Raw genomic sequence first — 26,546 nt, forward strand, 5'->3', positions numbered from 1 at the left:
TAAACTACTTTAGGGGGAGTTTTCTCTTGAAATCAAACATAAGGTATTCAACGAATGAACTGATTGAATACATCGAGTTATATTTAGATGGCACTTCGTTTCGAGCACTCTGTGAAGATTATGAGTTAGATTTAAACGAATCAACTTTTCGACTTTATCTAGATAAATACTTGAAGCATGGGACGACTGGATTACTGAAGCAACAAAGAAATCGCAACTATTCAAAAGTATTCAAACATCAAGTGGTTCAAGAATACTTCAATAGTAATTTGTCCTATAAAGGTCTCTCTGTTAAATATAATATTCCGAGTGATCATACGATTAGGAACTGGGTGATACGATATACTGAAGGCAAAGAGAATCAAACGTATTCTCCAAAACCGGAGGTCTATCAAATGAAAAGCAGAAAAACAACATATGAAGAACGCATCGAGATTGTGGAGCATGTCATCAATCACCAACTATCTTATAAAGACGCTGCAGAAAAATTTAAGGTCAGCTACACTAACGTCTATTCATGGACGAGAAAGTATAAACAATTTGGACCGAAAGCACTCGAAGACAATCGAGGTAAGAAGAAGGCGTCGGAAGCTCAGACGGGTGAAGAACAGTTGAAAGCTGAGATTGAAGCGCTCAGAGTCCGAAATCAGTGGTTAGAAATGGAAGTTGAGACGCTAAAAAAGCAGGAACAAATGGAAAGAGAGTTGATCAAACAAGAATCCGCCAAAAAGCGTCGTACCAAACGGTCGAAGCATTAAAACATAAATATCCGATTGTCCATCTTTGCCAGGTGCTGGAGATTTCCAGAGCGAGCTATTATAAATGGCTCAATCGAAAACCTGCACAGTATGAAAATAGAGATCAATCATTGATGACCATGATGTTAGACACATATCATGCGTTAGATGGCATTTATGGGTATCGTCGAATGACAATATACCTGAATCATTTCAGACAAGCTAAGGTGAATCACAAACATGTGTATCGACTGATGAAAATGATGAATTTGAAATCGGTCATCCGTAAAAAGAAACGTAGATATAAGAAAGTTAAGCCGGATTATATCGCTGCGAATATACTGAACCGTGAATTCCATGCAGCTAAACCGATGCAGAAACTGGTGACAGATATTACTGAATTCAGTACGACCGACGGACGTAAAGTCTATTTAAGTGCTGTGTTGGATTTATGCACGAATAAAATCATTGCGCATCACATGGACACGCACAGCGAACAATCTCTGGTGACTCAGACATTCAAACAAATAGAGTCACGGATAATTGAAGGTCAAACCATCATTCACACAGACCGTGGTTCCCAATACACTTCTCATGCGTTTCATCATTTTATTAAACACACCCAATCCATTCATAGTATGTCGCGTCCAGGTAAGTGCATTGATAATGGCCCCATAGAAAACTTTTGGGGCATTATTAAATCTGAGAAGTATTACTTAAATTCATACGACACCGTTGAAGCCCTTAAACAGGATATCAATGCGTACATTAAATTTTATAATACGCAGCGTGTCACTTTGAAAATGGGTTTAAAGATACCCGCATAAAAAAACGCACACGACAAACGTCGTGTGCGACCAAAATACTATTTTGTTTTTTTACCTGTCTACTTGACAGGGAGCAGTTCACGAAGATTTTGGGCTTTTATCATTATTATTTAAGTTCTAGAATAATCCTGTTGAAGAACCGTCAGCATTTACATCCATCTTGTTAGCTGAAGGAACTTTAGGTAGTCCAGGCATCGTCATGATGTCACCAGTAAGTGCAACTACGAATCCTGCACCTGCTTTAGCGATAACTTCACGTACTGTTACGTTGAAGCCTGTAGGACGTCCAAGTTTCTTAGGATCGTCTGATAATGAGTACTGAGTCTTAGCCATACATACCGGGAAGTTGCCCCAGCCGTTAGCTTCGATATCAGCTATTTGTTTTTTAGCTTTGTCTGTTAAGATAACACCGTCTCCGCCGTATACTTCTGTAACGATCTTCTCAATCTTGTCAGCGATTGGCAGTTCATCTTCGTACAGGTGGTGGAAGTCGTTTCCAGCTTCGACTGCTGCTAATACTTCATTAGCTAAGTCTACGCCGCCTTCTCCGCCTTTTTCCCATACTTGTGTTAATGCAACGCGTACGCCCTGATCTTTACACCAGTCAAGAACGAAGTTTCTTTCTTCATCAGTGTCAGTTACAAAGTCGTTTAACGCGATTACAGGCTCAACGCCGAATTTACGGGCGTTCTCGATGTGTTTACCTAAGTTAACAACACCTTCTTTAAGAGCATCAACGTTAGCTTCGCCTAAGTCAGCTTTAGCTACTCCGCCGTTCATCTTAAGTGCACGGATTGTTGCTACTAAAACGATAGCATCAGGCTTGAATCCGCCCATGCGCGCTTTAATGTCCATGAATTTTTCGCCGCCAAGGTCAGAACCGAATCCACACTCAGTTACAACAATATCAGCAAGCTGTCTTGCAGTGTTTGTTGCAATGATTGAGTTACATCCGTGTGCAATGTTAGCGAATGGTCCACCGTGAATTAACGCAGGTGTTCCTTCCATAGTCTGTACCAGGTTAGGTTTAATAGCTTCTTTAAGAAGAAGTGCTAATGCACCTTCAACTTCAAGTTCCCCAACTGTTACAGGTTTCTTGTCGTAAGTATAACCGAATACAATTTTAGCTAATTTTTCTTTAAGATCGATGATGTCGTTTGACAGACATAGTACAGCCATAATTTCACTTGCAACTGTAATATCAAATCCGTCTTCACGAGGGACACCTCTTGTAGGTCCGCCGAGGCCGACAACTACTTGACGAAGTGCACGGTCGTTCATGTCAATAACACGTTTCCATGTTACACGGCGCGGATCAATGTTTAACGCGTTGCCGTGGTGAATGTGGTTATCGATGAAAGCACTCAGTGCATTATTTGCTGCAGTAATTGCGTGTAGGTCACCGTTAAAGTGCAGGTTGATTTCTTCCATTGGTAAAACTTGTGCGTGACCGCCGCCTGTCGCTCCACCTTTAACACCCATTACAGGTCCAAGTGAAGGTTCGCGTAAAGCAACCATTACTTTTTTACCGATTTTATTGAAAGCATCACTTAGGCCAACAGTTACTGTGGATTTACCTTCACCAGCCGGTGTCGGGTTCATAGCAGATACAAGTACGATTTTAGAATCTTCCTTGTCTCCTTCAAGTTGGTTGATGTCTACTTTTGCCTTGTATTTACCATACATTTCTAATGCTTCTTCAGGAATGCCCGCTTTTTTAGCAATATCCTGAATTGGTTGTATTGAGGCTTTTGACGCAATCTCTTGGTCAGTCAAATGTGCCATCTTCTCAGCTCCTAAATATAATTTGCAGTTGTAAAACGATTTCACAACTTCATACTCATTATGACATAAAAAAAGAAATAGGACCATTATTAACGGTCCTTATTTCGTTATCTTAATAAATTTTATTATAAAATGTTAACTTTAATCGTCATCCATCGATGATAAGTCGCCTGCCGGAAGATCGAGTTCCCATGCTTTAAGCACGCGTCTCATAATCTTACCGCTGCGCGTTTTCGGCAGACTGTCTTTAAATTCGATTTCTCTGGGTGCTGCGTGCGCTGCAAGTCCGTTCTTAACGAATACCCGGATTTCTTCTTTCAGCTCGTCAGTCGGCTCGTAACCGTCTCTTAAAGCGATAAACGCCTTAACGATTTCACCGCGTACAGGGTCCGGCTTACCGATAACCCCTGCTTCCTGAACCGCTTCATGTTCAACGAGTTTAGACTCGATTTCAAACGGTCCGACACGTTCACCCGCTGTCATGATGACATCATCGACACGTCCCTGGAACCAGAAATATCCGTCTTCGTCACGGTACGCCGAGTCACCTGAAATATACCAGTCGCCGATAAAATACGAATCGTACTTCGGTTTGTTCTTCCAGATTTCACGCATCATTGCCGGCCATCCTGTTTTCATTGCAAGGTTACCCATGCGGTTCGGCGGCAGTTCATTACCCTGATCGTCGATAATTGTTGCTTCCACACCAGGCAGCGGCTTACCCATTGATCCGCCTTTAATATCCATAGATGGGAAGTTAACAATCATGTGAGCGCCTGTTTCGGTCATCCACCATGTATCGTGAATACGCAGGTTGAATACTTCCATTCCCCATTTAACAACTTCAGGGTTTAACGGCTCTCCTACAGACAGAATGTGTCTTAATGCAGATAAGTCGTATTTCTCAATAACGTTATCGCTGCCGCCCATCAGCATTCTGAATGCTGTCGGCGCACTGTACCATATTGTAACTTTCAGTTCTTCAAGCGCACCGTACCATGATTCAGGCGAGAATCTTCCGCCGACAATTACATTTGTCGCACGGTTCAGCCACGGGGCGAAGATTCCGTATGAAGTACCTGTAACCCAGCCCGGGTCAGCTGTACACCAGTAAACATCGTCTTCTTTCAGGTCCAGGACATATTTACCTGAAATATACTGCTGCACCATCGCATACTGTGCATGCAGCACACCTTTAGGCTGTCCTGTTGAACCGCTCGTGTAGTGTAAAATCAGGCCGTCTTCTTTATCCAGCCATTCTACTTCAAATTCTGAAGATGCTTTTTCAAATTCTTTTTTAAAGCTGATGTATTTTTCATCAGTGTCATCGCCTGAAACGATAACATTTTTTAAGTCAGGCAGCTCGTCCACCGGAATTCTCGGCAGCAGTTCAGGTGTCGTCACAATTGTTGACGCTTCACTGTCTTCAAGTCTGTCTCTGACTGCTTTTTCCATAAATGCTTCAAATAACGGTCCGACAACCGCGCCGATTTTCAGCGCACCGAGCAGTGCAAAATATAATTCAGGTGAACGCGCCATAAAGATAAATACGCGGTCCCCTTTTTTAACACCCGCATCTTTAAGTACGTTAGCTGCTTTATTTGAATTCTCTTTCATTTCTTTAAAAGTAAACGACTGGAGTTTGTCTTCTAATTTATAGTGAAGTGCAATTTTATCTCCGTACCCATCGTCCACATGTTTATCAACAGCTTCATAAGCCATATTCACTTTTCCGGTTTCATACCATGAAAATTCTTTTTCTATTTCTTCCCATGAAAAATTTTCTTTTGCCGTTTTGTAATCCGGCATGTTTGCATGTTGATCTGTTGCTCCGTAAAGTTCTACTTTCATTCCTAACGACACCCCTTGTTTATAATTGTGATTTCGCTTTCATAAAGCCATTATATTGAAAGACAGTTCAGAATTCTATGAAAACGCTTGAATTCTTTTAAATTCTTTCTTTTCAAGCAAAATTAAAACGCTTTCACTTTAGTATAGTCTATCAATAATATATAATGAATGTGAATTTAATTTTTAATAATATTTAATTACTTACAGAAGGGGTGTTCCATTGAAGCATCAGAAGCACTACTTTAAAATGGAAACGAAAACTGACACAGAGACTGTCATTATCGAAGGTCCTCTCGACAGCGATACTTTAAAAACATATACATTTGATGATAATTTAACCGCGTTCAGACGCCCGTCGGAACAATTTCAGGCACTGATTGAAATTGCTGATCTGCCTGAAGGACGTATTATCGTCAGTCATATAGATAAACACATTATAGGCTACATTATATTTCTTCATCCCGATCCGCTTGAAAGATGGTCCGACGGTAATTATCCATTTATTATGGAACTCGGCGCTATTGAAGTCGGACTGCCCTACCGCAGCTTCGGGCTCGGCGGGAAAATGCTCGAGTTATCGACGTACGATGATTTTATCGAAAATTACATTATTATCACGACCGAATATTACTGGCACTGGGATTTAAAAAACAGCGGCCTGGATGTATATGAGTACAAAAATCTGATGATCAGGCTGATGCAGCGTGCGGGTTACGAAGTTTTCCAGACGAACGATCCGGAAATAACCGGACATCCCGCCAATACGCTGATGGCACGCATCGGCAAAAATATAAATGATAAACAAATGCAGCAATTTGATGAAATACGTTTTAAAAACCGATTTTTAATTTAACGAGGGGTGCGATTGTAAATGCTAGTAGAAAGAATTATGACTTCTCCCGTGGAGACGCTCCACGTCAACGATACTATTCATGAAGCGATGAATATGATGAGCCGCCTGTCAATCCGCCACATTCCCATTGTGGATGATGATGATAACCTGGCAGGTATTATTTCCGATAAGGACGTTAACCTTGCACTGCCGTCCATCGCAAATAATGATGCTGAACTGTCGCTCGATCTGGAGCTCGGCAGAATTATGCGCCAGCAGGTCACAACGTGTCACCCGCTCGACTTTGTCGAGGAGATTGCGAAAGACTTTTATCATTTTGCAATTGGTGCCATTCCCGTTATGCGGGGTAAGAAAATTGTCGGCATCGTCACTCAGAAAGACATGTTGAACACATTCCTTGAGCTGACGGGAATTAAAGAGCCCGGCTCTATTATAGAAATCGATATTAAAGACCGCATGGGTGTCATTTATGATATCGGCAAAGTGTTTAAAAACTTAAATATTAAAATTGTCAGCATTTCAATTTATCCGAATGCCGGGAAAAAAGATCATAAAATTATCGTACTGCGCATCGATGCAATGAATCCGTTAATTGCTATAGAAAAATTAAGAGAATCCGGATTTCACGTACTGGATCCAAGCGAGATGTCCTGATGAACCCCCTGTATGTTTACACTGATGAACTGCTGAAATACCGGTTTAATGATACCCATCCTTTCAATCAGATGCGCTTAAAATTGACTACGGATTTATTAACGGATGCCGGATTTTTAAATGATGAGGATATTGTTGTACCGCGTATAGCGACAGACGATGAACTTGCTCTGGTACATACGAAAGAATACATCGAAGCTGTACGTGCGGCTGGCCACGGTGATTTAACTGCTGAAGAATCAGCGAAGTACGGACTCGATTCAGAAGACACTCCAAGCTTTATAAATATGCATGAAAAATGTGCGGCTCTTGTCGGTGCCACACTTACTGCAGTTGATCTGGTGATGACAGGACAGACGGATAAGGCGTTAAGTCTTGCCGGCGGACTCCACCACGGATTCAGCGGTAAAGCGAGCGGCTTTTGTGTATATAACGACACTGCTATTGCGTGTGAATATATCGCAAAGAAATACGGGAAAAAAGTACTGTACATTGATACGGACGCTCATCATGGAGACGGGGTCCAGTGGACGTTTTACAGCCGCAATGATGTCGTAACGTATTCAATACATGAAACAGGCCGGTATCTGTTCCCGGGCACAGGCAGTGCGACAGAACGCGGCACAGAAGAAGGCTTCGGGTACACGGTGAACCTGCCGATTGATGCCTTTACGGAAGACGATTCATTCCTTGAAGTATTCAAAGAAAGTCTTGAACGTGCGATTCAAACATTTGAGCCGGACGTGATATTAAGCCAGAACGGTGTGGACGCCCACTTCCGTGATCCGATGACTCACCTGTCACTGACATCAAAATCATATGAAGAAATACCGCGCTTTGTGAAAGACATGGCCGATAAGTATACCGGCGGTAAATGGATTGCAGTCGGCGGCGGCGGATATAACATCTGGCAGGTCGTTCCGCGTATGTGGAGTCAGATCTGGCTTGCGATGAAAAATATCGATGCACCGGCAGGACCTCTGCCTGAGGCGTTTATCGAAAGATATAAAATGAAATGTAAAGTCGACTTCCCCGTGCTGTGGGAAGATACGCTCGATGACTTTACTGAAATACCTCGAAGAGTTGAAATTACTGAAAAGAATAAAACAACGCTCGAACGTGTTCTGATGTATCTGGATCAGTGAGTGAAAATTGAAGCTGTATGGACTTTGTTGAAAAAACTTTGTCCATGCAGCTTTTTATATGCATTTAGTTGAATTGACACCGTCTCCCGCAACAAAAAAAGGAACACCTTTTCAGGTATTCCGGTTTACTTATATTATCTTGTAGTTGTACGGTAATCGATGCTGTAAGGCAGCTGTACAGATGTAGTATCTACCTTTTCTTCATTCATAAGTTTAGTCAGCAGCCTCATGCCTACTGCACCAAGGTCATATAACGGCACAGCGATGCTTGAGATCTTAGGTCTCACCATAGTCACAAGTCGTGTGTTCGAACAGCTGACGATTTGCAGGCGCTGCGGCATTGCCACACCGTGGTCGTGCCCGCCGTGCAGTATTCCGATTGCTGTTTCATCGCTGATTACAATTACCGCATCGCGGTCTGTATCAAGCAGCTTGCCGAAGATTTCTTTACCTTTTTCGTAGTCTCCGGCTTCTTCTGTCGTTAAGTAGTCGTCACCGTTTAAGCCGGCTTCGCTGTATGCTTCTTTCATTCCTTCTACCATACGTGATTCCTGGTAGCGTGAATATCCTGCTGTAACGAAGCAGATATTTTTAGTGCCGTCTGCGATTAATTTCGCTGACACTTCTTTCGCTGCATCGTGGTAGTTGATATTAACGCTTGGAATGTCGTTGGCTTCTTCGCCTGATCCGCAAATAACTACAGGTACTTTTGAAGTTTCAATGTCCTGCATTACTTCGCTGTTCAGTTTTCCGCCAAGGAAAATGATGCCGTCAACCTGTTTGCTGACAAGGTTTAAAAAGGCATTGCGTTCTTTTTTTGTATCCTGGTCTGTATTTGTAATAATAATCTGGTAATTATACATTTCTGCGATGTCTTCCAGTCCACGCGCCAACGCTGAATAATAAAGATCTGAAATGTCCGGAATGATTACGCCGACTGTTGTCGTTTTCTTACTTGCAAGTCCTCTTGCCACTGCATTCGGGCGATAGTTTAATCTATCTATAACATCTTTAACTTTCTTTCTTGTTTCAGGTTTGACGTTTGGATTACCATTTAAGACTCTAGAAACTGTTGCCATTGAGACTTTTGCTTCTCTAGCCACATCGTATATAGTAACTGTCATAATATCCCTCCGAGTCTAATGTGAAAATGTAAACGTTTTAATCAATAATACCAAATTTTTGGCCTGAATGGTACTGCAATATGTAACAAATTTATAACAAAAAAATTCAGTCACAGGGAGTGACTGAATTATTTATCCATATCTTTTGGATCTTTGGTACTTTTCTCAGCGTATTTTGACATATCGACTACATTCGGACGCTGCAGATTTTCATCTGCCGCTTCTTCTCTGATAGCCTGCTGCTGAGCCTGAACTTCTGAAGGATCGAGTTTCTTAACTCTCGACTTCTCGTCCATTTCAGCTTTTTTGTCTTTAACCATCTGTTTTACATCGCTTACTTTCTCATCGAGCTTTTCTGTGAGTGAAGGTCCGTCGTTCTGTTCTTTAACTACAGAATCCTGGATTTTCTTAATATCATCTCTTAAAGCATCGCCTGATTTCGGAGCAATAAACAGACCGCCTACAACGCCGACGATTAGACCGAGAGCCAGGCCGACCGTAAAATCACGGCCGGTCGATGTTTCTATTTGAGCATCGTAGCTCTCAACACCTTTGACATGTCTGTCTCTGTTATACGTTTCCATGATTTAACCTCCAAACGGGATCAATCACTGAGACTTATAAATTCTCTGACTGTCCGTCTACATTCACTTTACTGTAAGCTCTGCTGCGCTGCTGCTGTCGTACCTGCCATTTGTCTGCAATTTCCATTGCAACATTTGACCATTGTACAACCTGTGAAATTTTCTCTTCATTTTGAGAGATGTTATGCGTAATTGAATTCGTTACACGGTCGACTGAGTCATTTAAGTTAGTTACAGAATAACCAACGCCCTGTACTGCATCTACTACAGCATTAAGTTTTTCAGATTTACCTTGAATATCTTCAACTAAACGATTTGATTTGTGCAGAAGATCCGTTGACTCGCGTGTAATACCCTGAATCTGTCCATCCAGCCCGTCTAATGTGCTGGCTACATGGTCCAGGTTTTTCTTCACCGAGAACAATACGACTGCAATTGCGATACATAATACTAAAAATGCAATCGCGGCAATACCCGCGGCAATATATAATACTATTTGCCAATCCATTTTAACGCCTCCAATATTTCTTTTCTGTATTCTTAATTATCATAACCTAATTCACAATGATATAAACATTTAATTTATATAACTTTGCGTTATTTTAAGAGAGTAATTCCGTAAAACGTTTTTCATATTTCTGAATGTCTCCTGCACCCATAAATATAATTACACCGTCAGCATGTTTATCGAGACGTTCAAGATCTGCTTCCGTCATCAGTTCCGCCCCCGGAATCAAGTCGACTAAATCCTTACTCGATAACGTACCGCTCTCCTCGCGTGCCGAACCGAATATATCAACGATATATGCTTTGTCCGATGTTGCCAGCACATCTGCAAATTCCTGAAGGAATTTCTCCGTGCGTGAAAATGTATGCGGCTGGAATACCGAAATGATTTCACGGTCAGGGTATTTTTTGCGTGCAGTTTCAAGCGTTGCATCGATTTCTTTCGGGTGATGTGCATAGTCATCAACGATGACCATGTTATGCAGTTTAGTTTCAGAGAAACGGCGTTTTACACCTTTGTAGTTTAAGAATGATTCTTTAATCAGTGTAATATCCAGTTTTTCCAAGTAGCAGACTCCGATTACTGCGAGTGAGTTTAATACGAGATGATCCCCGTACATCGGAATTCTGAAAGTATCAAAATGCTCGCCTTTTATCGATACATCAAAAACAGTGCCGTCTTCTGTCACCTTGATATTTTTTGCAACGATATCATCATCGCTTTCAATACCATATGTGAGCATATCCTGCACTTCATTTTTAATTTCTCCGATATAAGGATCGTTGCCGTAAGCAATAATACATTTCTTCACCTGTGAAGCCATTTCCTTAAATGCATCCACTACATCTGAAATATCATTAAAGTAGTCAGGGTGATCAAAGTCTATATTTGTAATGATCGCATAGTCGGGATAGTAGCTCAGGAAATGACGTTTATATTCACATGATTCAAACGTAAAATATTTACTCTCTGGAAGACCGAATCCCGTACCGTCACCAATCAGGTACGTCGTCTCCACATCGCCGTTCATAACGTGTGCCAGCAGGCCTGTCGTCGACGTTTTACCATGTGAGCCTGTTACGCCGATAGAAATATAGTTGCTCATAAAGTCCGCTAAAAATACATGATAGCGGATAACTTCACAGCCCATCTCATTTGCTTTTTTAATTTCCGGGTGGTCATCCTTAAACGCATTCCCGGCAATATAAGTCATGCCTTCAACGATATTATCTTCAGAAAAAGGCAATATCTTTATCCCTTTTTTACGTAGAGGACCTTCTGTAAATACTTCGTTTTCAATATCAGAGCCCTGCACTTCATGGCCTATGTCAAAAAGAACCTGAGCAAGAGCGCTCATTCCCGCACCCTTTATTCCGATAAAATGATATTTCTTCACGATTACACCAATCTTTCATCGATTATTATGTTTTATGTGATCAAACACACTTTGTTTAACTAATTTATTCACCGCGCCGATTGAAATACGGTTCGGTTTGTTCGACGTCGGAATGACAGCAAGTGCATCGTTGCCCTGTGTCAGTTCATCAGTCCCGCTGACTGCATTGTTATTTGCATCATAAAATGCAATTTTTGTCTGCAGCAGCTGCAGAAGTTCATAGCGGATTCCGGAATCAGCATTCGCGTAATTTGCAATTACATGAATACCCAGCGGTTTCCCCTGTTTTAAAATCTGTATCAGGGCGCGTACTGCTTCCGGATTTTTATTTTCAAGCAGTGCTGCAAGATCATCGATGATAATTACTAATGTCGCCTTTTTCGATTCGAATTTCACACGGCTGTTGTAGCTCTGAATGTTTCTGACGTGCGCTCTTCTGAACGCCACGCTGCGGTCGTTCAGCTCCTGAAGGAATATCTTCAATGCGTCCGGGTCTGTCAGTGAAACTCTGCTGCCGTATGAATGAGGAACATCCAAATAGTCGTCGTACTTGTCATCTTCAGATGCAATGGCAATTCTCAGGTCGCTTGAATTATGATTCATCAGCAGTGACAGAAGAATATTGTCTGTAACATTTGTATCGTAGTTCGGCTGATTGCCGTGAATTAAAATGTGTCCTGCCTTCGACAGTTCATAGCTGAAGATTTTATCATCTACAGTTTTACCGATCGCAAATTTGTAATCACTCTTACGCAGTTTTAAACTGCTCGATTCGAACAGCGTGCGGAAAGTAATCGGTCGCACATTTTCAAGCGGCACTTCCAGACCGATGTTTGATGTCCCGATAAGCGGGCTCATAATGCGCAGCTCATCGAGGTTCAGTTCTTCTTTTAATGCTTCATTTAAACGCGGGATATTGCTGACTCTGAATGCGCGGTTCAGTTTCACTTCGTAACGGCCGATTACACCGTTTGATGTATAGCTGATTACACGGCCTTCAACATTCAGGTTAATAAATGCATCGTCAATTTTCTTCCACAGTTCTGCATCCGGCTCTTTGTAATCCGCTGCCTGGGCACTGCCAAGCATGCTGATGCCGGGCTGGGTAATATTCGGACCGATACGTTTACCGGCCGCTGACTGCTGTTTTTCACGCAGTTTATTTTGTTTTGAACCGAGTACACTCAGTGTATCACGCTGCTTTTCTCTTAATGCCGGTTTTTGCTTGTGAGCAGCAGGTTCGCCGTTTGCTTTCTGTGCATCGCGTTTCTTTTTTAAAGCAGCAAGTTCAGCACGGCGCTGCTGTTCTTTCATCTTCTGTTTGTCTTTCTTTTTCTCACGCTGCACACGTTCCTGTACGATTTTATCCACGATGACAGAATTATAGTTCTTAAATTTCTCAAGATAAATTTCACGCTCGTCCCGTTCGGTGCGTTCAGGTTTCTTTAAACCGTAAACTGCCGATGGAACCTGTCGTGCTTTTGAAATCGTCATTCTCGTCGGACGTTTTACCGACGGTTTTGAAGCAGTGTATCTCGTTTCCCGCTGCGGGCGTCTGACATAAGCAGGCGGTGAATCTAATGGCGTAACCGATTTTGTATTCGTATCATCGCTGTCGATATCAAGAGGGAATTTAAATGCTTCTCTGCTCTCGTCTCTGTCGTGGCGATCCTTATTAAATTCTCGTCTTTGTCTTCTTGTCATTTAATCTCACCTTTATCCGACCGGGAACGGTTCGCCGACATTGTAGCTGTCGTCTAATACATAAATACCTTTTACCCCGTCATCTTTTAAGTTAAGCTCTTTTTTAGAACAGATCATACCATTTGAATCCACACCGCGAAGCTGTGAAGGTTTAATATATAAACCGCCCGGCATAACAGCGCCGACACGGGCTACAACAACTTTCTGCCCGGCATCAACGTTCGGGGCACCGCAGACAATCTGCAGTACTTCAGTACCGGCGTCGACTTTAGTTACATTTAATTTGTCTGCATCCGGGTGTGCTTCTTTTTCGATAACTTTGCCGACGATAAATCTGGGTGTCAGATCGAATTCAAGTGCTTCAATGCCGTTTTTCTGCAGCAGTTCATTAATACGCGGGACCATTGTTTCATAATCATTGATATCAGTACCTTCAAGCGCCAGGTTATTTTCAGCTTTAAAGATATTCAGTCCGATAACTTCATCGCCGTCTTTAATAAGAGTAATATCTCCGTTATGTTCGTATGATACTTCCTCAGTTTTTCTTAATGTAACCAGTAATACGTCTCCGATATTTTCGTTGTATGTGAGTCTCACATTATTCACTACTTTCTTCACTATTTGTTTTTATTGTTGTAATTTCTCTGCTTCCCTAAAATAAATACAGGCTGCAGTTTCGTACCGTCGTATGAGAACGACAGTGATGTAATCGGCGTCAGTCCTTCTGCAAAGTACTGCATCATCATCTGCGCCATAATGTCATAGCCGACGTTGTTTTTACAGTCCGCTATAATCAGCACATCCTGATGCGGCAGACCGACAAGCATTTCGCCTTCCGTCTTCTGGAGCATTTCATGCAGGAAATCCGTATTTAAAATACGGGACGAGTCATAGCCGTCGTTATGATTGATGAAGTAAAAGTCATTTTCCTGAACCGTCTGTTTTTTAATTTCAACCGGCAGATTTTTTAAGTTGTTGCCTGCGAGCACTTTCATGTCTTCTTCCGACATGCCCAGCGATTCAAGCAGCTGTTCGTCTATTAAACGGTAGCTCTTATCAAAATCAACCGCATAGTAAATATTTGTTTCATTAGTATGTTCTGTGACGATAAACGGCACGCCGCTTTTCGTTTCTTTCGGGAAACTTGTTGCACGGACAACAGGATAAATTGTCGCAGATGCCGCATCGATATTCTCTTCGCCCATACGCGTTAATGATTCATCGATGTAATAAACAAGCTCATCAATAATTTTATCATCATTCTTCGCTTTATTCAGTGCTTTTGCTAAAGCAATTGTAATTCCCTGACCGTTATCTTTACGCTCTACACGCAGTTCTTCTTTTTCACGGTCAAATTTATGTGAAACGTCATCTCTTTTTGCAGCGATTCCTTCGATTACAAGATCACGCATTTTATATATATTCATGATTTACCTCCTGTGTTATTTACCTAGACTAATAATTTGGTCCCCCTGTTTAATAAATCCGTAATAGCTAAACAGTTTATAGAATATCAGAGTTACAATTAGAGGTAAAACGATATGAAAGACCAGTACCAGCACTATCGTTGAGGCTGACAGCCCCATCGTTTCAACCGCCATGATCTGGCCGACGAACCCGCTTGTTCCCATACCTGCGCCTGCTGCATTATTTTCCATCGGGAAAAACACAGTCATAATCGGGGCAATAATTGCACTCGCGATTACAGGCGGCACGATTACGAACGGATTACGTAAAATGTTCGGCACCTGCAGCATTGACGTGCCGACACCGATTGAAATGACACCTGATACGCCGTTGTCTCTGTAGCTCATTGCTGCAAGACCAACCATGTGGCAACAGCAGCCGATAACAGCAGCGCCTGCGGCTACTCCGCTTAAATCGAGCATCAGGGCAAGCGCCGCACTGGACAGCGGCGCTGTCAGCGTAATACCGAAGACGACGCTGACAAGAATACCCATCATAAACGGCTGCTGTTCGGTACCGAAGACGATAATATCCCCGAGACCTGTCATTACTCCGCCGACTGCTTCACCGATTAAACCGGCGATCACAAGCCCGATAATTAATGTCAGGAGCGGTGTAACGATAATATCAAGTTTAGTTCTCTGCTGGTACAGTCTTGCTGTTTCAATCACTATTAAACTGACGATAAAACTCGCAGCCGCCCCGCCTAAATCATATGCGTGCTGACTGACAGCAAGCACTGAAAAAATAACGAGCGGCGGAGATTTTAAACCGTAAGCAATGGCGACGCCGATTGCGGCGCCCGTTAAACTCTGTGCTGTGTCTCCAATTACTGATAAACCGGCGAGCGGCGGGACATAAGTTGCAACGGTATTAATAATCAACCCGATAATCAATGTTCCGAACAGACCAAGTGCCATAAAACTCATCGCTTCTATGAACCAGCGGTGCAGTATTTTTTTCATGACCTACCCCCGGATTCTGTCTACAGTTTCATTATTTACATTTTTAATCAGCGACGTTAATAAATTATGTGCATGGAAATAGTCTTCATAATTAATAATTGAATTCGCTGTGTGGATATAGCGTGAACAGATTCCAACGACTGCCGACGGCACACCGTCTCCCGAAACGTGAATGCTTCCTGCATCCGTTCCGCCCGGTGAATGGTAATACTGATATTTAACATCCGACGCTTTGGCAGTGTCGAGCAGGAACTGGCGCATTTTCGGTGCAAGAATCATCGTCCGGTCAAACAGACGCAGTAATGTTCCTTCTCCAAGTTTTCCAAGGTCGTCTTTTTTGCCCATCATGTCATTGGCCGGTGAACAGTCAACGACAAACGCAATATCAGGTTCAATCATGTGCGCACTTGCTTTCGCTCCGCGCAGACCGACTTCTTCCTGCACATTTGCCCCGATATACAGGTCGCAGTCCAGCTCAGTATCTTTCAGTGACTCGAGTGCCTCGATCGCAATCAGACAGCCGTATCTGTTATCCCATGCTTTAGCGAGTAACTTCTTCTCATTTTTAAGAACCTGGAATTCAACTTTTGGAACGATTGAATCCCCAAGGTTAATCCCCATCTCAAGAAGCTCTTCTTTTGAATCGGCTCCGACATCGAGGAGCATATCAGATATTTTAGTTTCTTTGTTGTCACCTCTTCTGAAGTGTACCGGGACACTGCCGATGACGCCTGTAATTTCTTCGTCGGATGCAGTACGCACTGAGAAACGCTGGCTTAAAAGCACGTCCGTCGGCCAGCCGCCAAGCGGAGTGAATTTAATAAATCCGTTATCCGTCAGTTCGGTAACCATAAACCCGACTTCGTCCATATGTGCTGCAACGAGTACTTTCGGTGCGTTTTCTTTTTTACTCTTCTTCACTGCAAAAATACCGCCGAGACCGTCCTGAATAATTTCATCAGCATGTTCCAACAGTTCTTTTCTCATATATTCTCTTACTTTATCTTCAAATCCGGGTGCTCCGTGCAGTTCTGTTAAAGCCTTCATTCTTTCCAATGTTTTTTTCGACAGTTCCATGAAAATACCCCTTTTAATTGTTATTTATTCAATATTCTATGTTAAACTACTTCATAAGGAGGATGTACATATGAAGCGTAATTTGATTATATCTACATTATTAGCTGTAACGGTTATTCCGCTTGTAGTCTGGTTATTATTGCACCGCAGAGTCGACACTAAGAAAATTGTCGATAACCTGCATCTTCAATTCGAAGACATTTCATTTATTTCACTGGACTATCAGGCAGACGGCCAGAACCGTTTTGGTTTAAATACAAACACGGTAAGCGGCGTACTGCACGTAGGCAGTGATGAAAACACGGTGAAATATAACTTCCTGGCAGATCCTTATACAGCTGAAATCATGGAGATTACTGTTCAGTAATCCCCATGATTTTTTTATTTGCTTAGATACTCAAATGTTTTTCTGATTCGCTCAAGCCCGTCTTCGATACGTGTTCTGCTCGATGCAACGTTGATTCTGAAATGATTGTTTTCATCATCCAGATACAGCTTGCCCGGCGATACGGCGATGCCGCCCACTTCCACAAGCGCTTTATGCACTTCAGCCGCATTTAATCCCGACTTTTCAAAACTGATCCATCCAAGATACGTTGACTTCGGAATATCAAATGATAAATACTCCGACAGATGTTCATCGATATAATCGCTGATCAGCTGGAAATTGCCCTCGACATGATCGTTCAGCTGATCAATCCAATCTCCGCATTCTGTATACGCCGCTTCAATTGCAGCAAGTGCAAGACTTGAAGCTGTACTGACATTATATCTGCTCCCCATTGCATTATTAATGTCCTTCGTAATTTTTCTGTCTTTCGTAATGTAATAAGAGTGCGGAATGCTTGCCAGGTTAAATGATTTACCAAGCCCTGTCGTCACAAGTACCGGATCTCCTTCTTCAAGCAGCGACACCATGGACACGAAATCCTCTTTCGGTCTGACGAAATCCATATGGATTTCATCGCTGATTAAGTAGACATCGTTCTCCTTGCAGATATTCTTAATCTCCAGCAGTTCTTCTTCCGACCAGATTTTTCCTGTCGGGTTGTGCGGATTACAGTGAATGTATAAAGTCACATCTTCACGGCTGCACAGCTCACGGAACTCTTCAGTATTTAAGAAATACTCTCTCTTGTCTTCGTCGTAAATAAGCGGTGTCTCCACTCTTGTACGGTCGTTTCCTTTAATTAAGTTCGGAAATGAGTTGTATGAAGGTGTAGTTAAAATAACGCCGTCTCCTTCATCAGTCACCTGTCTCATCACTTCACCGACAGTATATAATACCGACGCGGCGTAGTGAATGTCTTCTTCGTTTAAAGAAATATTAAAGCGGGTTTCCCACCAGTTTTTAACCGGACCGTAAAAACGCTCATTCTGCCACATCGTATAACCGAAAATCCCGTTGTCGAGGCGCTTTTTAACAGCATCTCTGACAGCTTCAGGCGTTTCTATATCCATGTCCGCAATCCAGAAAGGTTCAAGTCCTTTGGCGCCGAATAAAGCTTCAGTACCGTCGTACTGAACACTGTATGTACCTTCTCTTGACGTTGTTTTGTTGAAATCGAACTGTGTCATTATATTCCTCCACTCCAAATGTTCTGTATCCTTATATTTTAACATTCTTTAATGGATAATACACGAATATAAAAAAGCACCTTCCCTTTAGAAAGATGCTTGAATCCAATATATTTTATGTCCGCGCTGCGAAAATTTCTCTTCGTATTCGGTACGGATATTTTCTTTTGGCTCGTCATCATGAACATCCAGATTAAGATTTTCAAACTTCATGCCGAATGCATTCATCGACATCAGGCTGAACTCGAATAATCCTCTGTTGTCCGTTTTAAACTCAACGAGTGAACCTTCTTTTAACAGCTGTTTATAGCTTGTTAAGAAGTTTTTGTGTGTCAGTCTTCTTTTGGCATGACGCGTTTTCGGCCACGGATCAGAGAAGTTTAAATACACTTTATCGATTTCGCCTTCGTTGAAATACTCCATCAGCTTATTTGCATCAAGGAGCAGCAGTCTCACGTTGGTCAGACCCAGTTCAACTACTTTTTCTGTTACACGGATCATGACGTTTTTATCGATTTCAATGCCGACATAGTTTATATCAGGGTTGTTCTGTGCGAGCGTCGTTACAAACGTGCCCATACCCGTGCCGACTTCAATATGAACCGGACGGTCTTCACTGAAAAACTCTTTTATTCTTTTACTGTACGTATTGTTAACATCTACAATGTGGTTATTTGATTCCAGATAATCAATTGCCCACGGTTTGTTGCGCATTCTCAAAAATATTCACTACTCTCATTTATTAAATAAGACGGTCTTTGTCCATTACTTTAGACAGGAATAAGATCCATTCGTTCATCTCTGTGAAACGTTTGCGGTCTTCATACCACTGAATCATCGTTATCGCCTGTACGAATGTGTACCACTTCATACGCGATCTGAGATCGTTGTCGAGCTCAATACCGTAATTACTGAGCCAGCTGCCCCACTCACTGTGGTCGACGTAAGGATATAAAATCATTCCAAGATCGATAGCAGGGTCGGCAATCATAGCACCTTCCCAGTCTACTAAAAACAGCTCGTCCGTATCTGACAGCAGCCAGTTATGATGGTTGACGTCACCGTGACATACTCTGCAATCTGCAACCTCAATTTCCGGCACTGCGTTTTCGAGGTATTGGATAGCATTTCTAACGACGTGATGGGCGTTAACTTTCGGAGATAATGAAGACTGTATTTTATTAAGTAAAACTTCCGGAAGCATCGGTTTCATACCAAGACGTTTTAACATCGTAAGTAAGGGTTCTGATGTGTGTATCTTACTCATCAGTGCTGCGACCCGCAGCCCTCCCATATCTTCACGTGTCAACTCCCGGCCATTTTTCCAATGCTGTGCTGTTACCACTTCGCCTGTCTCGATTCGTTTAGTCCAAACGAGTTTCGGGACAATGCCTTCAGCTGATAACGCCGCGAGGAAAGGGCTGGCGTTTCTTTTAAGGAATAGTTTGCGTCCGTCCTGCTCTGCTTTATAAGCTTCGCCTGATGGACCTCCCAAAGGATCTAATTGCCAGCCGAGTTGATAGAAATGATCCAATTCTTACACCTCGTTTCATCGTTCAAATAAAAATTTGCGCTATAAAATAAATTAGATAGCGCAAATTTAGTTCGTGTTTAAAATTTTATCGGGTTTAATGTTTTATTTCAAGGACAAAAGATGGAATACTTTTGCCAACTGAATGTTAGTACACAGTAACTGTGATGTTGTTTAGATAAATTATTATACACTAAACAAAATGTTGTTTAAAGTTAACTGAATGATGCACTGATTTTCATCGCCCATTTCTTACCCGGCAGCAAAAATTTACTCCTGCGACGGGCAAAGAAGCAAATGCTAGTATAACAGGTTTAGCCCTTTCTGGGAATAGATGATTTCATTCTTTACCATACTCTCTACCCTGTTATTCAGTATTCAAAAGCATATGTTCCCTCTTTATTGTAGATATTAATCAAAAGTGTAAAAAGGCTTGAGTATACTTACTTTTCAACGCATGTATTATAAAGTGCTTCGAGATAAATTACCGTTGCCAGCATCAGCTCGTCAATGTTCATGCGCTCGTCTTTCTGATGCATTGTGTCGACTGTATTTTTGAACATCGCACCGAAAGCAACACCGGTTTCAAGTGTGCGTGCATATGTTCCGCCGCCAATCGTAAATGCTTCTCTGTCGTCATCCGTGTGTTTGCGGTAGCTTTCCAGCAGCGTTAACACAAGCGGATCATTTTTATCGACGTAGTGAGGTTTCTGGTCGCTTACATCTTCTATCGCAAAGCCTGATTCTTTAATCATTGCTTCCAGGTTTTTAATCCCCGCATCAAAATCAAGACCGGCAGGATACCTTAAGTTCACACCGAAGATTCCGCCGTCAACTTCCGTGTAATTGATCATGCCCGTGTTTACGCTGACATTCCCCATCTCTTCATGGTGATGCGCCATATTAAACTGCCCGCCAGTTAAATTGCCGATAATATATTCCTGTGCAAATTTAACAAACTGGCTGCCGTTCGCATCGAGTTCAATTTCAGAAAGGAATTTAAGCAGCTCTGTCCCGGCATTAACCCCCTCTTCAGGCGTTGAACCGTGTGCACTCTTACCTGACAGCTCAAGTTTTAAGAAACCGCCGTCTATTTCGTAACTGCCTTCATTTCCTGTTTTACGGATAAACCCTTCATACGCCTGAATAATCGAACTCATCTGAGTCAGCACTTTCAGTTTCGCTTCAGCAGATTCAGGCACCATGTTGTAACGTTCACCTGAAATAAACGCTTTCAGTTCAATATCCGAATCAGTATACTCATCATCGAGATTTGACTGCACGATGTTAAATGAAGTAATTCCCTTTTCGCCGTGAATAACAGGGAATTCAGCATCCGGAGAAAAACCGGCATCCGGCATTTCTTCAGATTTGAAATACGCATCCGTACACTGCCAGTCAGATTCTTCATCTGTACCGATAATCAGGCGGACACGCTGGTTAAATTTATAACCTTCGTTATGTAAAATTTTCAATGCATAGTAAGCAGCCATTGTCGGCCCTTTATCATCCTGAACACCGCGCGCAATAATTTCATTGTTCCTGATAACCGGTTCGAACGGATCAGACGTCCACCCTTTGCCCGGCGGTACAACATCCACGTGACCAAGTACGCCGAATAAACCTTCTCCCCCGCCAAACTCGATATGTCCGGCAAGATTGTCGACAGTCTTCGTCGGCAGACCTGCTTTTGCACCAAGGTCAATCATAAATTCGAGTGCTTTTTTCGGACCTTCACCGACAGGCGCATCCTTAACAGGTTCTCCTTTAACACTGTCGATTGCCAGTAAACCCATTAAATCGTTAATTAAATCATCTTTGTATTTACTTACTAATTGTTGCGCTTCCATGTTCATCAGCTCCATCAATAGACTTTTATCCATTATATACTTTTTACCGGAAATTTTCAGCGTGCCTATACGGGTTTATCTCTGTGTAATTTCAGTACATAAAAAAAGGAACCGCATCAGCGGCTCCTTAAAAAAACTTATTATTTTTTATTGTTCTTTTTGCTGTCTGTAACGACGTGTATATTATGATTTTCATCTTTAGCGCCTGCTTCGCCGACTACATCAACGTTGTGTTCTTTTTCAAAGTTTTCGACTTCGCTTTCAGAGATACCGCCTTCGTCTGCCAGCACAGATTCTCTTTGTTCAACATCATCTGTGTTTACTGCGTCAGGTTTAGCATCTGCATCGTCGCCTTTAGCTTGTTTTTTAGCTTCTTTTGCTTCTTTTTTAACATTGTTCTTAGTTTGTTCTGCTTTTTGTTTCACTTCGTCAGCTTTTTTCTGACCTTTTTCTTTTAATTCCTGTTTGTATGCTTCAGGATCTTCTTTAGCTCTTGAGTATTCGTCTTTAGCTTTAGTCTGAACGTCTGTTGCTTTTGTTTTCGCAGTTTCTACCTGTTCATTAGCTTTAGCCTGTACTTCTTTAGCTTTTGCTGATGCTTTATCCTGAACATTTTGTGCGTATGCTTTCGGATCTTCTTTCGCTTTAGAATATTCCTCCTGAGCTTTTACCTGAACGTCCTGCGCTTTGGCAGTCGCTTTCTCCTGCACGTTTTGTGCGTAGGCTTTCGGATCTTCTTTCGCTTTCGCATATTCTTCTTTTACTGCATCTTTATTGTCTGCAAGTTTTTTTGCAGCGTATGCAATACCAAGTACTGCACCGACTCTGAATACTAAATTAAATAGTTTCCCCATTTGATACACCTCATATTATAAAATTGTTTTTCACCGGACTTAATATAAAATATACCCTGGCTTGCAAATTATAAACTTAATTACTTAAATTTTTTATTTCTTTTTCGGTTAATCTGCGATATTCACCTTCTCGGAGCGTCTCATCGAGAGTGAGCGCAGCAAAGTGCGTCCGTTTCAGTTTCACCACTTCATTACCGGTTGCCAGAAACATCCGTTTCACCTGATGAAATTTACCTTCAGTAATCGACAGCGAAACTTCGCGCGGACTTAACAGTTCAGCTTTTGCAGGTTTCGTCGTAAAGTCTTTCAGTTCGATGCCTGTTTCAAGCCTTTCAATATCTGCAGCTGTCACTTCATCGCGCAGTGTCACATGATATGTTTTCCAGTATTCATTTTTCGGTGACAGAAGCTGGTGGGCAAGCTTGCCGTCGTTCGTAATGAACATCAGCCCCACCGTATCTTTGTCCAGTCTGCCGACAGGGAACAGTTCTCCCTGCTGCGGATGTCCGATTAAATCAATAACTGTTTCCGTCGGCCCCTCTTCTGTTGAAGATATGACACCGTCCGGCTTGTTCATCATAAAGTAGATAAACTCCTCGAGAACGATCGGTACATCAATATAAAAAATTTCATCGTCATAACCCACATCTGTCTTCGGGCTTTTCACGACTTCACCATTAACCGAAATCTCACCTTTTTTAATCAGCTTGTTAACTTCCTTGCGGCTGCCCAGATTGGCGTTTGCAAGATATTTATCCAGTCTCATTATAAAAACTTCACTTTCCGGCGTATTTTTTGTGCCCGTTCGCCGAGCACTTCGTCTGCAAGTCCTGTTTTAAATGAAATGAACAGGTAGACAATAACACCTGCAGGTACTGTAACTAATAATGTCAGGACTGAGTTTAATTTCGTCATATCATCGATTCTCATCATGAACAGGTAGTAGACAATTTCTACTGCCAGCAGCATCGCAAGTGCACATACTGTAATTTGGAAAATCGGTGCAATGAATGCACGGAAACGGATTTTACCGTGTTTTTTAATAATAATCAGGTTCATGATTACACCGGCACCAAGGGCAATTGCTGTTCCCATTACCGCACCGACTGTGTAGAAATTCATGATCAGCGGAATGTTAATTGCCGCTTTAATAACAAGCATGACGATAACAACGTAAAATGTCAGGTTCTGCTTATCGATTCCCTGAACGATTGAACATGTTACCGAGAACAGTGAAATGATAATGCTGACCGGTGCATAGAATGTCAGTATCATAATACCGATTTCGTTATAGCTGTAAAACGATGTATAAATCGGTGCCGATAAAATCATCATTCCCAAACCTGCCGGAATAACGAAGAATAACAGCATCAGAATCATCGATTTCACCTGATCATGCACATTATCAAACAGTTTCTGCTGATAGTTTTTCGTAATGAACGGCAGTATTGTAATTGCGAATGCCGATGCGAATGCCGTTGGAATCATTACAAGTTTATGTGTCGTCAGGTTCAGCATACCGAACCATGAGTCCTGCAGGCTTCCCGGAACTCCGGCAAGCGACAATGCGTTGTTATGCGTCATCTGGTCAATAAATAATACGACCGGAATACTCATACTGACAATAATAAACGGCAGCCCGTAACGGATAATCTCTTTATACATTTCCCCGTACGATAAACTGATTCCGCTCCTGTCCTGTTTACGCTGCTCTGTGAGAAACGGTTTACGTTTTCTCCAGAAGATTGCGAGGGTCACAGTTGCACCGATTGCTCCCACGAAAGCAGCAAACACGGCAATTTCGTTAGCGGTTTTTATCGACCCGTCCATTACATTAATAACGATGAACGCACCCGATAACAGTACTGCGATTCGTAAAATCTGTTCAACAACGGATGAAACACTCGTCGGGCCGAATGATTCGTGTCCCTGGAATATCCCTCTCCACGTTGCCATAAACGGAACAACAATGACTGCGAAGCTGATTACGCGTATAATACTTGTAATATCTTCGGTGTTCCAGCGGTGATCCCCGCCCCCGCCTGCTGCACTTTGTGCTTCGGCGATAAACGGCGCCATGAAATATAAAACAAGAAAAGCAATAATACCTGAAGCCATCATGACAAGAAGACTTGATTTATAAAGCTTCTGACTGGTTTCGTAAGCACCGAGCGCATTATACTTGGCAACGAACTTCGAAACCGCTCCGGGCACGCCGGCTGCGGCAATCGACAGCATGATCGTGTAAGGCGTATAAGCATAACCGTAAAGAGCAAGGTTTTCCTCTCCGCCCATAATGCTGTAAAATGGAATTAAATAAAGCATTCCTAAAATCTGTGTAGTAAATGTGGCAGCGGTTAAAAGGAATGTACCGCGAAACATCTTTTTCTGATCCGACATATATTAACCCTTCTTATCTATAATAAACATACCCATTATTATAATGGATAAGGGAATACTTTAAAACTAAAAGGAGCAAACTCATGTACGATACGATAGTAATCGGCGGCGGCGTCAGCGGAATTATGGCAAGCTACGCTGCAAGTCTGAACAATAATAAAGTACTTTTAATAGAAAAAAATAAGAAACTCGGCAAGAAACTGCTGATTTCAGGGGGCGGACGCTGTAATGTAACCAACCGTCTGCCTTATGAAGAAATTATTAAACACATTCCGGGCAACGGTAAATTTTTATATGGTCCGTTCTCGGTTTTCGATAATGAATCGATAATCAACTTCGTTGAATCCAACGGCGTTAAGTTAAAAGAAGAAGACCACGGCCGCATGTTCCCGGTTTCGAACAAAGCAAAAGACGTGCTGAATGTTTTCCTCGGACAGCTTGAACGGAATAAAGTGGACATCCGGTTTGAAACTGAAGTGGCCGCAGTCCTTCATGAAGATGATAAAATCACCGGCGTTAAAACGACCGACGGCAGAACATTTAACGCACGTAATGTCATTATTACGACCGGCGGTAAAAGTGTGCCGCAGACAGGTTCAACAGGAGACGGACATAAGTTTGCGAAAACACTGGGTCATACAGTAACCGAGCTGTTTCCGACAGAAGTGCCGATTACATCAAATCAGCGGTTCTTCACCGACGGCTCGCTGAAAGGCATCAGTCTCGATGACGTTGCTTTATCGGTATTAAAGAAAAACGGCAAGCCGCGTATTACACATCAGATGGATATGATTTTCACCCACTTCGGCGTGAGCGGTCCGGCAGCACTCCGCTGCAGCCAGTTTGTTTATAAAGAACAGCAGTCTCAGAAAAAAGAAAACATTAAAATGCAGCTCGATTTCTTCCCGCAATACACGATGGGAGAAATGCAGGAATACATTAATAAGACAATTAAAGACAATATCGATAAAAGTCTGAAAAACATTTTAAAAAATATACATCAGGAACGCCTGATTACGTTCGTCCTTGAATATTTGAAAATCGACGGCAGCACGAGCGGACACCATGTATCGAATCAGCAGAAACAGGCAATCGTGGAATTCTTTAAGCGATTTACATTTAACGTAAACGGCACACAGTCAATTGAAAAAGCATTCGTCACGGGCGGCGGGGTTAACTTAAAAGAAATTAACCCATCCACTATGTCGAGCAAGCTGATCGACGGCCTCCACTTTGCAGGAGAAGTACTCGATATTCACGGTTATACCGGCGGCTACAACATTACGAGTGCACTGGTCACAGGTTATGTAGCAGGATATCACTGTTCTAACGGATAAAAGTTAAACTGTTGTGACTGGGATGACTATGTGGAAGCGACACTGTCACTCAAGTGGGTTTGACTGACTATGTAGAAACGACACTGTCACTCAAATGGGTTTGACTGACTATGTGAAAACGACACTGTCACTCAAGTGAGTTTGACTGACTATGTGAAAACGACACTGTCACTCAAATGGGTTTGACTGACTATGTGGAAACGACACTGTCACTCAAATGGGTTTGACTGACTATGTGGAAACGACACTGTCACTCAAATCGCTTAAGAGAACCCTCCCGGGTTTACAACACAGCAAAAAACACCGCCTCAGACATTCA

Annotated in this window: 25 protein-coding genes; 7 read left to right on the forward strand and 18 right to left on the reverse strand. The window is 42.3% G+C overall.

From position 1 onward, the window contains the following. The first annotated feature begins 26 nt into the window (after positions 1 to 26). A complete protein-coding gene (locus HNR41_RS05500) occupies positions 27 to 758 on the forward strand; it encodes a helix-turn-helix domain-containing protein (protein ID WP_184282505.1) in 732 nt (243 codons plus the stop codon). A gap of 14 nt (positions 759 to 772) precedes the next feature. Next, on the forward strand, positions 773 to 1,564 hold the full coding sequence (locus HNR41_RS05505; RefSeq protein WP_229714945.1) for an IS3 family transposase: 792 nt from the start codon (positions 773 to 775) through the stop codon (positions 1,562 to 1,564). A gap of 117 nt (positions 1,565 to 1,681) precedes the next feature. Here HNR41_RS05505 and HNR41_RS05510 read toward each other — a convergent pair whose 3' ends face one another. After that, entirely contained in the window at positions 1,682 to 3,349 is a 1,668-nt protein-coding gene (locus HNR41_RS05510; RefSeq protein ID WP_184282507.1) for a formate--tetrahydrofolate ligase, read from the reverse strand. A 141-nt stretch (positions 3,350 to 3,490) separates the two neighbouring features. Then, entirely contained in the window at positions 3,491 to 5,200 is a 1,710-nt protein-coding gene (acsA, locus tag HNR41_RS05515; RefSeq protein WP_184282509.1) for an acetate--CoA ligase, read from the reverse strand. A 220-nt stretch (positions 5,201 to 5,420) separates the two neighbouring features. Between acsA and HNR41_RS05520 the strand changes: the two genes are divergently transcribed. The 3 genes from HNR41_RS05520 to HNR41_RS05530 are packed head-to-tail and all read left to right on the forward strand — an operon-like array spanning position 5,421 to position 7,852. Then, entirely contained in the window at positions 5,421 to 6,053 is a 633-nt protein-coding gene (locus HNR41_RS05520) for an N-acetyltransferase (protein WP_376698658.1), read from the forward strand. Between the two features lie 18 nt (positions 6,054 to 6,071). Continuing rightward, the gene (locus HNR41_RS05525; RefSeq protein WP_184282511.1) at positions 6,072 to 6,707 is read left to right on the forward strand and encodes a CBS and ACT domain-containing protein; all 636 of its coding nucleotides are present in this window, start codon (positions 6,072 to 6,074) and stop codon (positions 6,705 to 6,707) included. Continuing rightward, complete coding sequence (locus HNR41_RS05530; RefSeq protein ID WP_184282513.1) at positions 6,707 to 7,852, forward strand: acetoin utilization protein AcuC; 1,146 nt, start codon at positions 6,707 to 6,709, stop codon at positions 7,850 to 7,852. Before HNR41_RS05525 ends, HNR41_RS05530 begins: the two co-directional genes overlap by 1 nt. 134 nt (positions 7,853 to 7,986) lie before the next feature. Here HNR41_RS05530 and ccpA read toward each other — a convergent pair whose 3' ends face one another. The 9 genes from ccpA to HNR41_RS05575 form a co-directional block, all read right to left on the reverse strand. Next, the gene (gene ccpA / locus HNR41_RS05535) at positions 7,987 to 8,976 is read right to left on the reverse strand and encodes a catabolite control protein A (RefSeq protein ID WP_184282515.1); all 990 of its coding nucleotides are present in this window, start codon (positions 8,974 to 8,976) and stop codon (positions 7,987 to 7,989) included. A gap of 128 nt (positions 8,977 to 9,104) precedes the next feature. Further along, the gene (locus tag HNR41_RS05540) at positions 9,105 to 9,560 is read right to left on the reverse strand and encodes a YtxH domain-containing protein (protein WP_184282517.1); all 456 of its coding nucleotides are present in this window, start codon (positions 9,558 to 9,560) and stop codon (positions 9,105 to 9,107) included. A gap of 34 nt (positions 9,561 to 9,594) precedes the next feature. After that, the gene (locus tag HNR41_RS05545) at positions 9,595 to 10,068 is read right to left on the reverse strand and encodes a DUF948 domain-containing protein (protein WP_184282519.1); all 474 of its coding nucleotides are present in this window, start codon (positions 10,066 to 10,068) and stop codon (positions 9,595 to 9,597) included. 94 nt (positions 10,069 to 10,162) lie between these two features. Next, positions 10,163 to 11,464 carry a UDP-N-acetylmuramate--L-alanine ligase gene (gene murC, locus HNR41_RS05550; RefSeq protein ID WP_184282521.1) on the reverse strand — a complete coding sequence of 434 codons (1,302 nt, stop codon included), beginning with the start codon at positions 11,462 to 11,464 and terminating at the stop codon, positions 10,163 to 10,165. A gap of 15 nt (positions 11,465 to 11,479) precedes the next feature. After that, complete coding sequence (locus HNR41_RS05555; RefSeq protein ID WP_184282523.1) at positions 11,480 to 13,168, reverse strand: DNA translocase FtsK; 1,689 nt, start codon at positions 13,166 to 13,168, stop codon at positions 11,480 to 11,482. A gap of 12 nt (positions 13,169 to 13,180) precedes the next feature. Further along, positions 13,181 to 13,765: a YtpR family tRNA-binding protein gene (gene ytpR, locus HNR41_RS05560; protein WP_184282897.1), complete on the reverse strand. Its 585-nt coding sequence runs from the start codon at positions 13,763 to 13,765 to the stop codon at positions 13,181 to 13,183. A gap of 20 nt (positions 13,766 to 13,785) precedes the next feature. Continuing rightward, the gene (locus tag HNR41_RS05565; RefSeq protein ID WP_184282525.1) at positions 13,786 to 14,595 is read right to left on the reverse strand and encodes a DUF1444 family protein; all 810 of its coding nucleotides are present in this window, start codon (positions 14,593 to 14,595) and stop codon (positions 13,786 to 13,788) included. Between the two features lie 15 nt (positions 14,596 to 14,610). Then, a complete protein-coding gene (locus HNR41_RS05570; protein ID WP_184282527.1) occupies positions 14,611 to 15,600 on the reverse strand; it encodes a PTS sugar transporter subunit IIC in 990 nt (329 codons plus the stop codon). Between the two features lie 3 nt (positions 15,601 to 15,603). Further along, positions 15,604 to 16,677 (reverse strand): M42 family metallopeptidase, encoded by a 1,074-nt coding sequence (locus HNR41_RS05575; protein ID WP_184282529.1) that lies wholly within the window; start codon positions 16,675 to 16,677, stop codon positions 15,604 to 15,606. 70 nt (positions 16,678 to 16,747) lie between these two features. Here HNR41_RS05575 and HNR41_RS05580 point away from each other — a divergent pair, with 70 nt between their 5' ends. Then, on the forward strand, positions 16,748 to 17,044 hold the full coding sequence (locus HNR41_RS05580) for a hypothetical protein (protein ID WP_184282531.1): 297 nt from the start codon (positions 16,748 to 16,750) through the stop codon (positions 17,042 to 17,044). A 14-nt stretch (positions 17,045 to 17,058) separates the two neighbouring features. On the opposite strand, the gene HNR41_RS05585 is transcribed toward HNR41_RS05580, so the two are convergent. The 7 genes from HNR41_RS05585 to HNR41_RS05615 form a co-directional block, all read right to left on the reverse strand. Continuing rightward, on the reverse strand, positions 17,059 to 18,255 hold the full coding sequence (locus HNR41_RS05585) for a MalY/PatB family protein (RefSeq protein ID WP_184282533.1): 1,197 nt from the start codon (positions 18,253 to 18,255) through the stop codon (positions 17,059 to 17,061). An 87-nt stretch (positions 18,256 to 18,342) separates the two neighbouring features. Continuing rightward, positions 18,343 to 18,975: a tRNA (guanosine(46)-N7)-methyltransferase TrmB gene (gene trmB, locus HNR41_RS05590; RefSeq protein WP_184282534.1), complete on the reverse strand. Its 633-nt coding sequence runs from the start codon at positions 18,973 to 18,975 to the stop codon at positions 18,343 to 18,345. Between the two features lie 22 nt (positions 18,976 to 18,997). After that, positions 18,998 to 19,789 carry a phosphotransferase family protein gene (locus HNR41_RS05595; RefSeq protein ID WP_184282536.1) on the reverse strand — a complete coding sequence of 264 codons (792 nt, stop codon included), beginning with the start codon at positions 19,787 to 19,789 and terminating at the stop codon, positions 18,998 to 19,000. 440 nt (positions 19,790 to 20,229) lie between these two features. Further along, positions 20,230 to 21,636, reverse strand: coding sequence for a dipeptidase PepV (pepV, locus tag HNR41_RS05600; RefSeq protein WP_184282899.1), 1,407 nt, complete (start codon positions 21,634 to 21,636; stop codon positions 20,230 to 20,232). A 140-nt stretch (positions 21,637 to 21,776) separates the two neighbouring features. Then, positions 21,777 to 22,490, reverse strand: a complete 714-nt coding sequence (locus HNR41_RS05605; RefSeq protein ID WP_184282538.1) for a hypothetical protein — start codon at positions 22,488 to 22,490, stop codon at positions 21,777 to 21,779. Positions 22,491 to 22,566: 76 nt separating this feature from the next. Continuing rightward, positions 22,567 to 23,256 (reverse strand): pseudouridine synthase, encoded by a 690-nt coding sequence (locus HNR41_RS05610; protein WP_184282540.1) that lies wholly within the window; start codon positions 23,254 to 23,256, stop codon positions 22,567 to 22,569. Next, positions 23,256 to 24,890 (reverse strand): putative polysaccharide biosynthesis protein, encoded by a 1,635-nt coding sequence (locus tag HNR41_RS05615; protein WP_184282542.1) that lies wholly within the window; start codon positions 24,888 to 24,890, stop codon positions 23,256 to 23,258. Before HNR41_RS05615 ends, HNR41_RS05610 begins: the two co-directional genes overlap by 1 nt. An 83-nt stretch (positions 24,891 to 24,973) precedes the next feature. Between HNR41_RS05615 and HNR41_RS05620 the strand changes: the two genes are divergently transcribed. Then, complete coding sequence (locus HNR41_RS05620; protein WP_184282544.1) at positions 24,974 to 26,227, forward strand: BaiN/RdsA family NAD(P)/FAD-dependent oxidoreductase; 1,254 nt, start codon at positions 24,974 to 24,976, stop codon at positions 26,225 to 26,227. Positions 26,228 to 26,546 lie beyond the last annotated feature (319 nt).

It is taken from the genome of Jeotgalicoccus coquinae (genome assembly GCF_014207425.1).
Taxonomy (GTDB): domain Bacteria; phylum Bacillota; class Bacilli; order Staphylococcales; family Salinicoccaceae; genus Jeotgalicoccus; species Jeotgalicoccus coquinae.

What these genes read in the sequence shown, in the direction of transcription:
- acsA (WP_184282509.1), bottom strand. Translation starts at nt 5,200, where the DNA reads ATGAAAGTAGAACTTTACGGAGCAACAGATCAACATGCAAACATGCCG.
- pepV (WP_184282899.1), bottom strand. Translation starts at nt 21,636, where the DNA reads ATGGAAGCGCAACAATTAGTAAGTAAATACAAAGATGATTTAATTAAC.
- HNR41_RS05530 (WP_184282513.1), top strand. Translation starts at nt 6,707, where the DNA reads ATGAACCCCCTGTATGTTTACACTGATGAACTGCTGAAATACCGGTTT.
- HNR41_RS05540 (WP_184282517.1), bottom strand. Translation starts at nt 9,560, where the DNA reads ATGGAAACGTATAACAGAGACAGACATGTCAAAGGTGTTGAGAGCTAC.
- HNR41_RS05615 (WP_184282542.1), bottom strand. Translation starts at nt 24,890, where the DNA reads ATGTCGGATCAGAAAAAGATGTTTCGCGGTACATTCCTTTTAACCGCT.
- ccpA (WP_184282515.1), bottom strand. Translation starts at nt 8,976, where the DNA reads ATGACAGTTACTATATACGATGTGGCTAGAGAAGCAAAAGTCTCAATG.
- HNR41_RS05525 (WP_184282511.1), top strand. Translation starts at nt 6,072, where the DNA reads ATGCTAGTAGAAAGAATTATGACTTCTCCCGTGGAGACGCTCCACGTC.
- HNR41_RS05605 (WP_184282538.1), bottom strand. Translation starts at nt 22,490, where the DNA reads ATGGGGAAACTATTTAATTTAGTATTCAGAGTCGGTGCAGTACTTGGT.
- HNR41_RS05580 (WP_184282531.1), top strand. Translation starts at nt 16,748, where the DNA reads ATGAAGCGTAATTTGATTATATCTACATTATTAGCTGTAACGGTTATT.
- HNR41_RS05570 (WP_184282527.1), bottom strand. Translation starts at nt 15,600, where the DNA reads ATGAAAAAAATACTGCACCGCTGGTTCATAGAAGCGATGAGTTTTATG.
- HNR41_RS05545 (WP_184282519.1), bottom strand. Translation starts at nt 10,068, where the DNA reads ATGGATTGGCAAATAGTATTATATATTGCCGCGGGTATTGCCGCGATT.
- HNR41_RS05555 (WP_184282523.1), bottom strand. Translation starts at nt 13,168, where the DNA reads ATGACAAGAAGACAAAGACGAGAATTTAATAAGGATCGCCACGACAGA.
- HNR41_RS05575 (WP_184282529.1), bottom strand. Translation starts at nt 16,677, where the DNA reads ATGGAACTGTCGAAAAAAACATTGGAAAGAATGAAGGCTTTAACAGAA.
- HNR41_RS05610 (WP_184282540.1), bottom strand. Translation starts at nt 23,256, where the DNA reads ATGAGACTGGATAAATATCTTGCAAACGCCAATCTGGGCAGCCGCAAG.
- HNR41_RS05585 (WP_184282533.1), bottom strand. Translation starts at nt 18,255, where the DNA reads ATGACACAGTTCGATTTCAACAAAACAACGTCAAGAGAAGGTACATAC.
- HNR41_RS05510 (WP_184282507.1), bottom strand. Translation starts at nt 3,349, where the DNA reads ATGGCACATTTGACTGACCAAGAGATTGCGTCAAAAGCCTCAATACAA.
- HNR41_RS05620 (WP_184282544.1), top strand. Translation starts at nt 24,974, where the DNA reads ATGTACGATACGATAGTAATCGGCGGCGGCGTCAGCGGAATTATGGCA.
- HNR41_RS05565 (WP_184282525.1), bottom strand. Translation starts at nt 14,595, where the DNA reads ATGAATATATATAAAATGCGTGATCTTGTAATCGAAGGAATCGCTGCA.